12 protein-coding genes are annotated in these 13,676 nt (G+C 42.8%); 8 read left to right on the top strand and 4 right to left on the bottom strand.

Annotated features, from left to right (window positions below; genetic code table 11):
* Positions 1-101: 101 nt before the first annotated feature.
* The 8 genes from ACP8HI_RS14615 (at position 102) to ACP8HI_RS14580 (ending at position 9,005) form a co-directional block, all read left to right on the top strand.
* On the top strand, positions 102-1,262 hold the full coding sequence (locus tag ACP8HI_RS14615) for an efflux RND transporter periplasmic adaptor subunit (RefSeq protein ID WP_438346964.1): 1,161 nt from the start codon (positions 102-104) through the stop codon (positions 1,260-1,262).
* Positions 1,263-1,301: 39 nt separating this feature from the next.
* Positions 1,302-2,603, top strand: a complete 1,302-nt coding sequence (locus ACP8HI_RS14610; protein ID WP_438346963.1) for an ABC transporter substrate-binding protein — start codon at positions 1,302-1,304, stop codon at positions 2,601-2,603.
* A gap of 101 nt (positions 2,604-2,704) precedes the next feature.
* Positions 2,705-3,400, top strand: coding sequence for a response regulator transcription factor (locus ACP8HI_RS14605; protein WP_438346962.1), 696 nt, complete (start codon positions 2,705-2,707; stop codon positions 3,398-3,400).
* On the top strand, positions 3,393-4,490 hold the full coding sequence (locus ACP8HI_RS14600) for an ATP-binding protein (protein ID WP_438346961.1): 1,098 nt from the start codon (positions 3,393-3,395) through the stop codon (positions 4,488-4,490). The genes ACP8HI_RS14605 and ACP8HI_RS14600 overlap by 8 nt, the downstream gene beginning before the upstream one ends.
* A gap of 83 nt (positions 4,491-4,573) precedes the next feature.
* Positions 4,574-5,431, top strand: coding sequence for a M15 family metallopeptidase (locus tag ACP8HI_RS14595; RefSeq protein WP_438346960.1), 858 nt, complete (start codon positions 4,574-4,576; stop codon positions 5,429-5,431).
* Between the two features lie 250 nt (positions 5,432-5,681).
* Entirely contained in the window at positions 5,682-5,996 is a 315-nt protein-coding gene (locus tag ACP8HI_RS14590) for a VanZ family protein (protein ID WP_438346959.1), read from the top strand.
* A 131-nt stretch (positions 5,997-6,127) separates the two neighbouring features.
* The gene (locus ACP8HI_RS14585; protein ID WP_438346958.1) at positions 6,128-8,671 is read left to right on the top strand and encodes a hypothetical protein; all 2,544 of its coding nucleotides are present in this window, start codon (positions 6,128-6,130) and stop codon (positions 8,669-8,671) included.
* 115 nt (positions 8,672-8,786) lie between these two features.
* On the top strand, positions 8,787-9,005 hold the full coding sequence (locus tag ACP8HI_RS14580; protein ID WP_438346957.1) for a hypothetical protein: 219 nt from the start codon (positions 8,787-8,789) through the stop codon (positions 9,003-9,005).
* Between the two features lie 23 nt (positions 9,006-9,028).
* Here ACP8HI_RS14580 and ACP8HI_RS14575 read toward each other — a convergent pair whose 3' ends face one another.
* The 4 genes from ACP8HI_RS14575 to ACP8HI_RS14560 are packed head-to-tail and all read right to left on the bottom strand — an operon-like array spanning position 9,029 to position 13,008.
* Positions 9,029-9,853, bottom strand: coding sequence for an ABC transporter ATP-binding protein (locus tag ACP8HI_RS14575; RefSeq protein WP_438346956.1), 825 nt, complete (start codon positions 9,851-9,853; stop codon positions 9,029-9,031).
* Positions 9,853-10,884, bottom strand: a complete 1,032-nt coding sequence (locus tag ACP8HI_RS14570) for a FecCD family ABC transporter permease (RefSeq protein ID WP_438346955.1) — start codon at positions 10,882-10,884, stop codon at positions 9,853-9,855. The genes ACP8HI_RS14575 and ACP8HI_RS14570 overlap by 1 nt, the downstream gene beginning before the upstream one ends.
* Positions 10,881-11,918, bottom strand: coding sequence for a FecCD family ABC transporter permease (locus ACP8HI_RS14565; RefSeq protein WP_438346954.1), 1,038 nt, complete (start codon positions 11,916-11,918; stop codon positions 10,881-10,883). Before ACP8HI_RS14565 ends, ACP8HI_RS14570 begins: the two co-directional genes overlap by 4 nt.
* Positions 11,911-13,008 carry an iron-siderophore ABC transporter substrate-binding protein gene (locus tag ACP8HI_RS14560; protein WP_438346953.1) on the bottom strand — a complete coding sequence of 366 codons (1,098 nt, stop codon included), beginning with the start codon at positions 13,006-13,008 and terminating at the stop codon, positions 11,911-11,913. The genes ACP8HI_RS14565 and ACP8HI_RS14560 overlap by 8 nt, the downstream gene beginning before the upstream one ends.
* Positions 13,009-13,676: the final 668 nt, after the last annotated feature.

Below are 13,676 nucleotides of genomic sequence, written 5' to 3'. Positions count from 1 at the left end.
GAAGCTGATGCTTGCGAAGTAAACTTTCCTACGGAAAGTTCAGACAATGCTTACGAAGTAAACTTTCCTACGGAAAGTTCTTAGGAGGAGAAGAACGGGATATGGAGTTAGCAAAAGAGCCGGCTGATCGTAGGCGTAAACGAAACATTCAGATCATGTTCATTATTTTTATGGGATTGTTAATCTTCTTTACGTTGTTCAGCAACACGCTACAGTCGCTGACCTTGCCGAAAGTGCGAACGGAAAAGCCGGGTACTGGAAGTCTTGTATTTACGATCGAAGGTAGCGGAATACTGCAACCGCTCGCCGAAGCTAAACTATCGAATTCTGCCGGCTGGAAGGTCCAGAAGATTCTCGTGAAAGAGGGAGATCGTGTGAAGAAAGGGCAAAGGTTGATCATCTATGACAGCAAATCTGCCGAACGAGAATTGGAAGATGAAATAACCAATTTAGAAAAACAGCAAATCGAGCAGCAGAACATTCAAGATCAGTTCATTCAGTCGAGCATGGAAGGGGACGAACTCAAGATTCGGAATGCAAGACGTACTATCGAGACAGGTAAACTTAATCTACATACGCAGGAACGTAAAATTAACGAGATGAGAGATAAACTGACAAGCCAACAAGATATTGCCGCTCCTTTCGATGGTATTATAGCGAAATTGAATGCCGTTGAAGGGTTAACATCAGCGGGAGAACCGGATGTTCTTGTCTCGAACAGCAGCCTAGGTTACCGATTCGACATATCTGCCGATTCAAAACTGTTGTCCAGCTTAGGGATTTCGATCGGAGAGAAGATCGAGGTTGAGGTAAATACTGTCCAAGAACAACAGGCCCGTATGATCGAAGGCACGATTGAGGAAGTGGCGAATGAACAACCGCGTATCGAGAGCTCATCTAGTGAAGATGGGGGCCAGACCATAACGATCCCTCAGAAGGTTCTTCGCATAAAGGTCGTTAACTCTGAACTGAAAGGGGGTGAGCAGGCAAAGATAAAACTTGAAAAAGGTTCACGGCAAGAGGGATTGCTCATTTCCAAAAAGGCTATTCATGAGGACCGTGGCGGCATGTTTGTTTATAAAATTGAAGAGCAGAGAGGGGCATTAGGCAATATCTTTGTTGCCCGTAAAGTCCTCATTCATACAAGTGAAACGAATGACAAAGAAACGATGATCCAATCGGATAGCCTCTATGGGGAAGAACTGATTATTCTGGAAAGCAGTGAGCCTTTACAAGACGGAAACCGTATTCGTCTGGAATAGTTAAGCATGTATGCGATAAAAATTATAGGAGGAATTTATATGATGAAAAAATGGCTGTGGATGATATGTGTTGGTATTTTAATGACAACAATGACTGCATGTGGTTCTGGAGGTAGTAAGGAATTGGCAAGTAAGGAGAAACAGGTAATTAAAGAGGGGAAAACAATCGTTACTTTGTCTATACAACAACCGAGCGAATTTCTTCAGACAGCAGAGAAAAAGTTTGAAAAAAAGTATCCGGACATTGATCTTCAAATTCAGACTACAGAGGATTATGAAAAATACACAAAAACGACGAATACAGCGCTGCTATCAGGGAAGGGTCCTGATATCTTCGGAATAAGCGGCTTGCCTATCGATGATTACTTGAGCAAAAACCTTCTCCTAAACATGGATGATTCCATGGAACAAGACAAAACATTGAATAAAAGCGATTTGAAAATGAACATATTGGAACTATTGAAGGTGAATGGCGGTACGTATGCCATGCCTCTCGGATTCGGGATGAATTTATTCGTAGGAGACGGGAACGTGATTAAGAACTCCACTGTGAAGATTGACGACAAGAGCTGGAACTGGAATACCTTTGAGGAGATCTCGAAGCAGCTCATTCAACAGGCAGAGAAGGGCGGCAAGAAACAGTTTTATGCCTTGGCGGAATACCCGGCGGATAGCATTCTCAGGAAAATGGTCTCTGACAATTACGCGGAGTTCGTCGACCTCACGGCGAAAAAGGCAAAGTTCGACTCCCCCGAATTCGTGGAACTGTTGCAGAATATCAAAAAAATGTTTGATGAAAAAGTCATGACTGAGCAGCTAGCTAAAACGGACAATCAGTTGTTTTCTCACGTCAATTTAACGTCGGTAGACTTTATCGGCGGCTTATCTTCACACTTTGAAAATCCGGTACTGCTGCAACAGCCGCATATAGGGAAATCAGATGGAACGCCGATCTATCCTTTATCCGAAATTGCGATACGGGCCAATTCTCCGGTGAAGGACGAAGCGTGGAAGTTCATTTCCTTCCTATTATCTGACGAGGCACAATCGTTGCAAGAGAGAGAAGGTTTCTCCCTGCTAGCATCTGTGGACGATAAAAAAATGAACGAGATTCAGGAACAAGTTAAAAGCGGAACATATGGCAAAAAGACCAAGGTATCGGATGAAGAATTTATGCAGTTCAAACATTTAGTTAATGGCACGTATCGATACGAGGACGGGGATGTTAAAGTATTTAACATGATATACGATGATTCCGCATTCTTCTTTAGTGGACAAAAGTCGGCGGAGGAAGTTGCCAAGCTGATTCAGAACAAGGTGACAATCTATTTAAACGAATAGGAAACAATAAAACTGATGCAGCCCACCTGTGAGCTGCTTTTTTAAAGCTATCAACATGGAAAATATATATTGTTAATCATCTTATTAGGAGTGGAAAAGGAATGAGGCGTATCACGATTTTGATAGCAGATGATGAGGTGGAGATCGCTGATCTGGTTGCCTTACACTTACAAAAAGAGGGATATCATATTGTCAAAGCATCCGATGGGAAAGCAGCTATTCATGCTATTCAATCGCAATCGATAGATTTGGCCATTTTGGATATTATGATGCCTGAGCTGGATGGTTACGAGGTCACCCGTCAAATTCGGGAAAAGTATCATCTGCCGATCATTTTTTTAAGTGCCAAGACCTCTGATCTTGATAAGATCACAGGACTGGTGATGGGGGCAGACGACTATATGACTAAACCGTTCAATCCTATGGAATTGGTGGCTCGTGTGAATTCTCAACTACGCCGTTCCAAGTTGTTCAATCAACCTGCAGCAACGCATAAATGGGTACTGGAAGCCGGTGGATTAACGATTTCGCCTGATCAGCATACCGTTACCTTATATGGCGAGGTTATCGAGTTAACGCCGAAGGAATTTGACATCCTATATCTGTTAGCAAGTCATCCAAAGCAAGTCTTTAGCGCGGAAAGAATATTCCAACAGGTGTGGGGCGAAGCATACTATGAAAGAGGCAATACGGTCATGGTACATATCCGCACCTTGCGGAAGAAGCTTGGAGAAGATATCAGAAAAGATAAATTCATCAAAACCATTTGGGGTGTGGGGTATACGATCAATGAATAAGCGAATCGGAAGCTTTCGGACAAAAATGATTTTGCTGCTGGGGTTAAGTATGCTTCTGTCCGGTAGTATCACTTATGTGATCTATAGAATTCTTCAATTGTATTATTCCAGTGTTCGCCTAGAAGATCCGGTGGCCCAGTATCGTCGCTTCATGTATAACATAGGAGATATTTATTTTTTTCTGATTATTTTTATTCCGCTGTCTATATTATTTTTCTTTTTGTTCACTAAGCCGTATGCCACCTTCTTTAATGAAATTTCCAAGGGTATTCGTCATCTTGCCAATGGTGATTTTAAGAATCATGTGCATATTTCCTCGAATGATGAGTTCAGAACCATTGCGGAGGATATTAATCTGGCGAGTGAAAAACTGCAAGGGGCGGTGGAAAGAGGGAATTTTGCAGAGAACAGTAAGGATCAGTTGGTCGTAAATTTAGCTCATGATTTACGCACGCCACTTACTTCTGTATTGGGTTATTTAGATTTAATTCTTAAGGATGATCATTTGACAGAGGAGCAACACAGACATTTCACATCCATTGCCTTCACCAAATCTCAACGTCTAGAAAAGCTAATCGATGGATTATTCGAGATCACTAGAATGAACTATGGCATGCTGCCCGTTGAAAAGAAGCGAATAGACATCAGCGAGCTTCTGATGCAATTGAATGAGGAATTATATCCTGTTTTCGAGAAAAAAAACCTGATTTCCAGATTGAATATTGAACCTAACATATACATTACTGGCGATGGAGAACTGTTGGTCCGTGTATTTGAGAATCTATTGACCAATGCCACTCGTTACGGGAACGATGGACTGTATGTAGATATCAATAGCCATCTTGATTCAGGGCATGTGGTGATTCAGATCGTCAACTACGGGGGGCATATCGCTCCAGAGGAATTGCCGCATATCTTCGATATGTATTATACGAGTGATCGGGCACGAACGCATCAAGAGGGTGGTACAGGTCTTGGACTGTTCATTGCAAGGAATATTGTGGAGCAGCATGATGGAACTATTTCGGTCGAGAGTAATGTGTTGCGAACACTGTTTGAGATTCAACTGCCACAAGAATCCATAATTTAAGGAAAACTTTATATTTGTCCTGCTTTTTTCTTAACTACTTTTCTCTATCCTGATTATATGAGGTGTTAAGGAGGAAATAGTTGATGAAGAAGTGGGGATTTTTTATATGTGTGATGTTATTGCTAGGGTATATAGCGATAAAGACAACAGCGTACTTTCAGCAGGAAAGTGAGATTACCCTTGGAATTTATGAAAATCAGGGGCTGAGTTTAAAAGGTTCCAAAACTGTTACACAGGATCAAGTGTACCAAGGGGATTTATTGTTGGTTAACAAGGATTATCCTGTTCAACAGGAAGGTGTGAAATCCGATATTGTGAATTTATTTAAGCAAAAGGATTTGATACAGGGATATGTATTGCTAGATCACAATACCCTTCTGTCAAAGCATGTAGCGCAGGAATTTCAGAAGATGATCGAGGTAGCTGGAAAAGAGGGAGTTAATCGTTTCTTGATTAGCAGTGGTTATAGAGATTTTGAAAAGCAAGATAAGCTTTACGAGGAAATGGGTTCGGCTTATGCATTGCCAGCGGGTTATAGCGAACATAACGTAGGATTATCCCTTGATGTAGGATCTACACAGACTAAGATGAGTGAAGCGGATGAAGGGAAATGGTTGGAAAAAAACGCATGGAAATACGGATTTATTCTACGTTATCCCAAAGACAAAATCGAAATCACAGGCATTCAATATGAACCGTGGCACTTTCGTTATGTTGGGTTGCCTCACAGTGCCATCATGCAGGAAAGTAACCTCGTGCTGGAGCAATATTTGGATTTCTTGAAGGAAAAGAAGAGTATTTCGACAGTTGTAGAGGGTGAAGAATATAACGTTAGTTATTATTCGGTTTCCAAAAAGACGATTCTTAAAGTACCGGAGAACGGCCCATATGAGATATCAGGAAACAATATAGATGGAGTTATTGTAACTGTGAAAAAGTGAATTCATAAAAAACGAAGTAGGTTAATTAGTGAAACACACTACATCTAAGATGAAGATGAAGATGGTTTTGGTAGCGGGGTTTGTTATATATCTGTATGTACTAATCAAACTGATCTTATTTAAGTAGGGTTCTGTTGACGTCCATTTTCTACTTTATGAACTTCAGCTCACGTTACACGAACCTAATCGTATTTTCGATCGCCCCGGCAACTATACGCCGTTCAAGGAGATTTTAAAAGGGATTTATAGCTTGTCCATCTCGATTCCATTCGCATCTACGAACCTGATATGCAATATTCTGGCCTTTATTCCGCTGGGTATCTTCATTCCTAAACTATTCACACGAAGAGGCGCATCATTCGTAAATGTGTTCATTCTCTCTCTCTCTTTGAGCTTATGTTTCGAAGTTACACAGCTACTCTTGTTTATTGGCACATTTGATGTGGATGACCTCAAATTGAACGCTTTCGGCGGAATCGTTGGTTGGGTTGCCTGGAGACTGTTTATGATAAGAAACCAACCCCAATCCCATGATGATTTGGTATTATCCCCTTCAAGTAGATAATCTAAAAAAACCTTCTATTAACATGAGGAAACGAATGTGAACCTGACGGGGGCTTATATGGTGGAAGTGACAAGTATATCAACAGTATGTGGTGGGAAAATGTAAGAAATTTTATTCAGGGAGGGAAATTCATGCACAAACGAAGAAAGACGTATGCTGCAGTACTGCTTAGTACTGCGGTTCTAAGCCAGCTTATTACATACGGAGCTTACGCAGCATCGGCAGTTTCACCCGTCGCTAAATCAACAACGGCACCAGTATTCACGCTGGATAAACTGGGGTCTATACCTTTGCAGAGCAATGTTAGCGTGAAGCTGATGGATATCAACATTCTTGCGCAGCCGAGTGGTAATATTCTTATATACACGCTAAGTTATAGCAACGGTAGTGGTAGCAATGTAAGTCTTGTCGATTATTTCTCTAAGGTTACCACAGCAGGTGGTGCGGTAGTACAAGGAAGCCCTATAACAAGTGATGCGACCAAAAAATCGGTGCCCGTAAAGAGCAGCCAATCCGTAACTTATTATGTGAATATCGGCAAGGCTACAAAAGTAAACGGAGCCAAAGTTTCAATATTCGGGTGGGATTTCAACAGCGCGGATTATCAGAAAAGGCTGGGTGTTTTCACGGTTCCGGCCAATTATTCTATGGTAGCTGCTAAAGGCCAGAGCAAGAAGAGCATGATGAATAATCTGCCTATAACGACCAAGGCGGAAAGTCTGCAAGTTGTTCAACTTAACGGAAAGGTATACGCGAAGGTAGGCGTCAGTCTTGCTAACTCGGGTACAAAGGTGCTTAGCGATCCCGGCTATAAAGCATACCTGGCATCAGCGGGTGGTTCGGTATTCGAGCTCAAGCTGGATGAGACCAGCATTAGTTACAAGGTACAGCCTCAGGAGAAGAAAACAATCTACTATTTGGGAGAAATTCCTTCATATATAAAAACGGTTAATATGACGCTACAATTCGCGCAGGAAGACGCCACTTTGAAGATTGATCTTCCAGTTCATTCATTCAGTCTGCCTGTAGCAACAAATTTTGACTTACCCGTGGCTAATTACGCTGTTAAGGAAATTTCCATTGATAATAATACAGTAGAAACGCAGCTTACGAGCACCTCCGTATATTCGGAGAACGACTCCGCGAAATGGAACCTTCAATTCCGTATAAAAAATGTCGGTAATAAATTGGTCACTCTACCCGCTTACGAGCTTGCAATTAAAGCCACTGAAGGATACATCATTCCCGTGGATACAAAGGCGCTTGCCAAGCTATCCTTAAAGCCGCTTGAAGAGAAGATCATTGATCTAAGTGCGGATGTACGATTAAATCTAAATCAAAGTAAGTTAATGTTGCAGTTAACGGAACCCGCTGCTACCGACAAGATTATTTTCCCAACTGCGTATTATCAAATCCCTTATACTCAGGAAAAAAATAGCTTTGTGGGATTAGAGTCCATGTTGGAGAACCGTCATGGAACGTTCGGGGTAAAGCTCGACTCCATTCAGCGGCTACCATGGGCAGATGAAGATCAAATCGTAGCTAAAATCAGCATCCGCAACACAAAATTGACGACAGTACAACTGCCTTCGTTTAAAGCTATGGTTAAAGCGGGAATGAGCGATCTCAGCAGCACAACCCAGATCGTGGCAAAAAATGCTCAAATGTCCCTCGCTCCTAATGAAACGGCAGAGATATATGTGATAGCCAAGGTTCCTTATGCCTATAGTTTCAATCAATTAAGGATTGAGCTGCAGGAAATCTCAGGTGAAGACGTTACGAAATTTCTCTCTTTGAATACCACTCAGCTAAATAATAATGTGATGAATAGCGTTGTCGCAGGTGGCTCTTTCCATATTGATATGACAGGAAAAAAAGCAGAAATCCGCGAGCGTCGGACAACCGTCTATAGTGGGAGTAGCTCAAATGTGATGTATACAGAGCTAGAAATGAACAGCGAAGAATCACGTCAATCGAAACAGGCTCAGCTTGTTGCTTATTACAAAACACCTGATAATCAATATTATGAGGCCAAAGTTAGTCAGTCGTCGGACGCAACAAGTCCAAATGGTAGAAATTTGGTTACCGTTTGGAGTAAGCTTCCGCAGAGTGTGAATACTTCGCAGCTTGTGCTTTATATTGGCGAAGGTGTAACTGACGGTAAGCTGACAGCTCTAGGTGGTACATCAACGGGATATATCAATGCGGTTGGATTATCACTTAACACGGTAGCCGTAACGCCGTCGTCCAATCTGAACAGTGTGGAGATGTTCCCTTACAGCCTTTCGGTTGTAAATGCAGTGGGTACGATAAGCGAAGCTAAGGATGCGTTGAATACAGTTATAACATACAGCTTATCCAAAAATGGAGATTACGAAGCAGGTGCCTACGAGCACAAGCTTGTCATGGAAATCATAGATCCGTATGGACAAACGATGGAAAAGACTTTGACACTCGGGACTGATTTGCCAATGGGACAACATAAATCGTACTCAACTACGTTTAATAGTAACTTCGACACAAGATTAGGCGGAGGCGGGATTCGCATGAATCTGTACGATGAGTTCCAGGGTCAAAGAATGTTGCTGGGCAGCCAATACTATCCACTTACTTATGAAGCAGCACCAACAACGTCAACCGATGGCACTGGTAGCACAGGAGCAGGTTATCAGTAGTCCTTCTAGTGATTAACCGTGGAAACGTAAGCTGCTCTTGTACTCGAGATCGTTAGGGTGAAATTACCTATCCCTCTGTCGGCATGCTCTTTAATTTCACCCTAAAGATGTTACGATGAATCATACCACAAGTGATGGCGAAATTTATGGCCTAACCGTACGGGCGCGGAAGGTCCCCCCTCGGGGGAAGGGGAACTGGGGAAGAATAGCTACGCATACGAGCTCAAATTGGCTATTTGGACGTGTCTGTGATGAAGGCTTCTCAAGCGCCTGCGGATTTCTGCCTGGGCTGGCGCTTGAAGAATTCGATGAAAGGTTCTGGCGGTATCAGTGACTAAGGTTAAATTATGCTATCGATTAATGGTTTAAAGGAGTATGTTCATTATTAACATGATATCGTCCTTTAGGTACTACCATTGGAGAGCCTGAAATGGGATCTTCTATCACCATGCAATTAAGTCCGAAAATGTCTTTAATCAATGTGCTTGTAATAACCTTTGATGGCTCACCCTCAGCCACAAGCTTTCCTTTATGAAGCGCAAAAATATGGTCAGCATAACGTGCGGACAAGTTTATATCATGCAGAACCATTAAAATCGTAGTTCCGTGTTTTCGGTTAAGGTCTGTGAGTAGGTCAAGAATTTCGATCTGATAGGTAATATCTAAAAAGGTTGTCGGTTCATCGAGAAATAAAATGTCGGTTTGTTGCGCTAGAGCCATTGCAATCCAGACGCGCTGTCTTTGACCGCCTGAAAGTTCGTCAATATTATGATTTGCAAACTCCGTTATATCCATAATTCTCATAGCATCTGCAACGGCCTCATAATCCCTTTTGGTCCATCCGCCGAGCAATGATTGGTGCGGAAACCTTCCTCGTCCAACCAAATCCGTGACAGAGATTCCCTCCGGAACAATGGGGGATTGGGGTAGCAGTCCTATAACTCGAGCCAATTGTTTTGCTGGAATTTTGCCGATTGGCCTTCCGTCAAGAGTGACTTTTCCAGATGTAGGCTTTATAAGCCTTGCCAGTGTTTTAAGAAGCGTAGACTTTCCGCAGCCATTTGAACCAATAATAACGCTTATTTTATTACTGGGGATAACAAGGCTTACTTCTTGTATAACCGGTTTATTATCATAGCCGGCTACAACTTTTTCGGCTTGAAACGTATGTGTTTCTTTCATTATAATTCTCCCTTTCGATTCATTCGGATTAGCAAGAAGATCAGATACGGTGCCCCAAGTAATCCAGTTATGATGCCAACAGGGAATCTATACTCAAAAGAAAATTGTCCGATTAGATCTGCCGCCAAAACCAAATTAACGCCAACAAGACCCGCCGGAATTACGTTTGAGAAGCCAACTCCGACTATTCTTTTTGCGATCGGTCCCGAAAGGAAGGAGACAAAGGCTATTGGACCCGTGGTCGCGGTAGCAATAGCAATCATGAAGACAGAACTCAAAATAAGCGCAATTCTTGTCTTGTCCGTGTTCACACCGAGAGAAGAAGCCGTTTGTTCTCCAAGTTCTAATATACTTAGATGTTTGCCCAGCACGATAACGATCGGCGCAAAAATAAGAACCGTTATAACAAGAGGCGGGAGCTGGTGCATTTGAGAGCCATTGAGGCTACCGGCGAGCCATCTGAGCGCTGCAGGAACATCTTGTTGTGCACTGACCAATAGAAGATAGGATATCACAGCGTCAAGCATGGCCTGTATGCCTATGCCGATAAGGATTAATCGCCCGATCGAAAATGACTTTCCTCTGGATAAAAAATAAATTAATATGACTGTAGCAAGGCCCGCAATCACCGAAGCAATTGAAACAATAGCTCCGTTTGTATGAAGTACGATGATGCAAAAAACAGCCGCCGCGCTCGAGCCGGAGGTAATACCAATGACATTCGGGTTCGCGAGGGGATTACGCAACATGGTCTGGAAGGTATATCCGGCAATACCGAAAGCAAATCCGGCAAAAAGACCTGCCAGCATTCTCGGTAGACGTATGGTATTAATCGCAAAAGATACGCCCTTGAGTTGCTCTCCCGAAAGCGCTCGGATGACATCTTTAATCGGATAAATGGTGCTCCCCAGTAAAAGCATGGCGGAGCAAAGAAGGCATGTAAGTATCGCAAGGAAGCCAGTAACAAGTATCCATCGGCGGCGTCTTTGACGTCTGCCGGCCATAATAAATTCAATAGATTGACTTTTCATAATGAATGCACTTTCGATCTCATAGCTAATATGATTAGTACTGGAGCTCCTATAAACGCTGTAACAACGCCGACTTCAAGCTCTCCAGGACTGGCGATGAGTCTGCCGGCTACATCTGATACAGTCAAAATGATTGCTCCTGAAAGAGCTGACATCGGTATAACAAAACGCAAGTCGGGTCCAAGAATAAGGCGTATAACGTGAGTCGATAAAAGCCCGACAAAACCAATAGGTCCTGCCAACGCAGTAGTCACACCGCACAGAAGAACTCCTGCAAGAGCGGCAATAAATCTCAATATTCCTGTTCGTACACCCAGTCCGGTCGCAACATCGTCTCCAAGTGCCAGCGCATTTAGTGCTGGGGCAGAAATAAATGCTATCAATATTCCGATGATCAGAAACGGGGCGAACGTAGCAATAGCGCTCCAGGTTGCCGAACCGACGCTTCCCACTTGCCAGAACCTGAATTGATCCATGACATAAGAGCGCGGAATCATGATTGCGGTGACCAGAGAAGAAAGGGCGGCGCTTGTGGCGGCCCCCGCCAAAACAAGCTTAATGGGCGTGGCACCACCACGCCCCATAGAGCCGATTCCGAATACGAAAACTGCAGTAATCGCAGCTCCGGCTAAAGCTAGCCATATATATTGATTTGCGGTGCTTATGTTCAAGAACGCAATTCCACAAACCACAAACAATGATGCTCCTGTATTAACTCCCAGTATACTCGGGTCTGCGATCGGGTTGCGAGTGACCGCTTGCATAAGCGATCCGGAAACTCCAAGTGCCGCACCGCAAAATAAACTGAAAATGGTTCGGGAGATCCTCTTGCGAACCACATTTGCCCCGTAGGTGTCTATGTCTGGATGAAATAAACCGTCTATCAGTTCATTAAATCTCACCGGCCGAGAACCTAAGACTAGAGATGCCAACACGCATACGGTGAGCAAGACCAAACAAATCATCAGAACTATCATTAAATTCTTCGGAGTATGTGAGCTTAGTTTGTTGTTGGAAACCGATGAACTATTCATTGATCTTGTTAATGGCTCCTCCTATTAATTCAAGGTATTCATCAATGGTATAAGCAATCGAAAGCGGATTTGGGTTTCCGGAAGCTGCTAAAGGCGTACCGTTACCAATAAACACGACGGAACCTCTCTGGATTGCTGCAATTTTGCCAAGCACGGGATCAGCTTTAACTGCTTCATATAAGCTTTCATCGCCATACCCAATTAGTATATCAGCATCGTTAAGGATATCAGCATTCTCGGAGCTTAATTTCAAGGAGTAACCAGTAGGATCCGTAATCTGTTCCGTAACACTTTCGGGATAAGTCATTCCTAGTTCAATCAGAAAAGCACCGCGAGGATCAGCAGGTGTGTAAATATGTAGTTGAGACATATCTTTTGCCGAGAAGTTGACCCAGACGACTTTTTTGCCCTGCATCTGAGGATATTGGCTTGCTTTTTCATTAATGAGGTTCTCAGTGTCCTTAATAATTTGTTCACCTTCTGCTTTCATGCCCATACCTGTTGCATTAAAAGTGACTTGTTCACGCCATGTGGTTGCCCAAGGACTAGTCTGATAGGGCACAACCGGAGCGATTTGAATAAGAATATCATAATCTTCCTGCGTAATACCGGAATAAGCTGCAAGAATGACATCCGGGTTGGCATCCGAAATTGCCTCGAAATCAAGGCCGTCTGTATCCTGGAAAACACTAGGCTTATCTACGCCAAGTTCCTCGAGCTTTTTAGCTGTCCAAGGCAAAAGTCCGCTGTCATCCTGAACGCCGTAATTCGCCGCCGAGAAGCCTACAGGTACAACGCCGAGAGCGAGCACAACATCATGATTAGCCCATTGAATTGTAGCCACTCGTTCAGGCTTGCTTGGAATGACAGTTTCGCCGAAAGCATGCTTGATCACTATCGGATATTCAGAATTTGTATCTTGGGAAGCAGGTGTTTCTGTTTTAGGCGTTTCGGTACTTGCTGAAGCGCTCTCAGTCGAAGTTGGTGCAGGTGTTGAATTTGATTGCTGGCCTGAACAACCAACTAGTGAGATCATAAGCACAGCCGAAATAATTAATGTTCTTACTGAATTTTTTTGTTTTGCATTCATTTGTATACCCTACCTTGTCATAAAATGTATTTTTAAATAGTGCTGACTAACTTGACTGTTGCTTTCCACTCTGGTGATGATTAGGTCGGGATCTTGATCGATGATTTACTCAAGACTGTCTTCTTACACGTCTTCGATGGCATTCAGCTTTTCGGTGAAAAGAGGGCTATTGTTCGTCAAAGCGATGATCAGCAGCAAAGGGATGAATTGGGTGTCATGTTCGAGCTCCTTCTTATGTATTGATAATGATTTTCATTATCAATACTATATCCCATTTGCTGGGTTGTCAACGAAAAATTTATAAGAGCTATTCCCGTTGTACTTTTTTTTGTCTAAGAGAGGTCCAGACTCCATTCCTCATGTATTAACCATCTGCTGTTGTTCTTCAGTCAGGATGTATATAGAAATCGCACGAAAAAGCATCACCATTGTGCTCAAGAATGAGCGTCTCGGAGCATGATTCTCGGTGGATACATGTCTGAACCTCATAGTGCTCATAAACATGGAGCATGTTGTCAAAAAAACGTTCGGATATGACAGGGCTCCTCTTGTTTTTGGGATTAGTGTGTCTATTCTAGAAATGAAAATAAGCGATAAGTATCACATAAATGAGATAATGCCGACTAATTTGATGTGTTTAGTAAAAAAATGATTGACAGACTATCTTG

The sequence above is a fragment of the Paenibacillus sp. FA6 genome (assembly GCF_051550225.1).
Classification (GTDB): Bacteria; Bacillota; Bacilli; order Paenibacillales; family Paenibacillaceae; genus Paenibacillus_AQ.
Note: the sequence above shows the minus strand (reverse complement) of the source record. Positions and strands in the feature narration are given on the sequence as shown.

Excerpts from the sequence above, each read along its gene's own strand:
- ACP8HI_RS14580 (WP_438346957.1), top strand. The coding sequence starts at position 8,787 with ATGAATCATACCACAAGTGATGGCGAAATTTATGGCCTAACCGTACGG.
- ACP8HI_RS14565 (WP_438346954.1), bottom strand. The coding sequence starts at position 11,918 with ATGAATAGTTCATCGGTTTCCAACAACAAACTAAGCTCACATACTCCG.
- ACP8HI_RS14570 (WP_438346955.1), bottom strand. The coding sequence starts at position 10,884 with ATGAAAAGTCAATCTATTGAATTTATTATGGCCGGCAGACGTCAAAGA.
- ACP8HI_RS14585 (WP_438346958.1), top strand. The coding sequence starts at position 6,128 with ATGCACAAACGAAGAAAGACGTATGCTGCAGTACTGCTTAGTACTGCG.
- ACP8HI_RS14560 (WP_438346953.1), bottom strand. The coding sequence starts at position 13,008 with ATGAATGCAAAACAAAAAAATTCAGTAAGAACATTAATTATTTCGGCT.
- ACP8HI_RS14600 (WP_438346961.1), top strand. The coding sequence starts at position 3,393 with ATGAATAAGCGAATCGGAAGCTTTCGGACAAAAATGATTTTGCTGCTG.
- ACP8HI_RS14595 (WP_438346960.1), top strand. The coding sequence starts at position 4,574 with ATGAAGAAGTGGGGATTTTTTATATGTGTGATGTTATTGCTAGGGTAT.
- ACP8HI_RS14605 (WP_438346962.1), top strand. The coding sequence starts at position 2,705 with ATGAGGCGTATCACGATTTTGATAGCAGATGATGAGGTGGAGATCGCT.
- ACP8HI_RS14575 (WP_438346956.1), bottom strand. The coding sequence starts at position 9,853 with ATGAAAGAAACACATACGTTTCAAGCCGAAAAAGTTGTAGCCGGCTAT.
- ACP8HI_RS14610 (WP_438346963.1), top strand. The coding sequence starts at position 1,302 with ATGATGAAAAAATGGCTGTGGATGATATGTGTTGGTATTTTAATGACA.
- ACP8HI_RS14615 (WP_438346964.1), top strand. The coding sequence starts at position 102 with ATGGAGTTAGCAAAAGAGCCGGCTGATCGTAGGCGTAAACGAAACATT.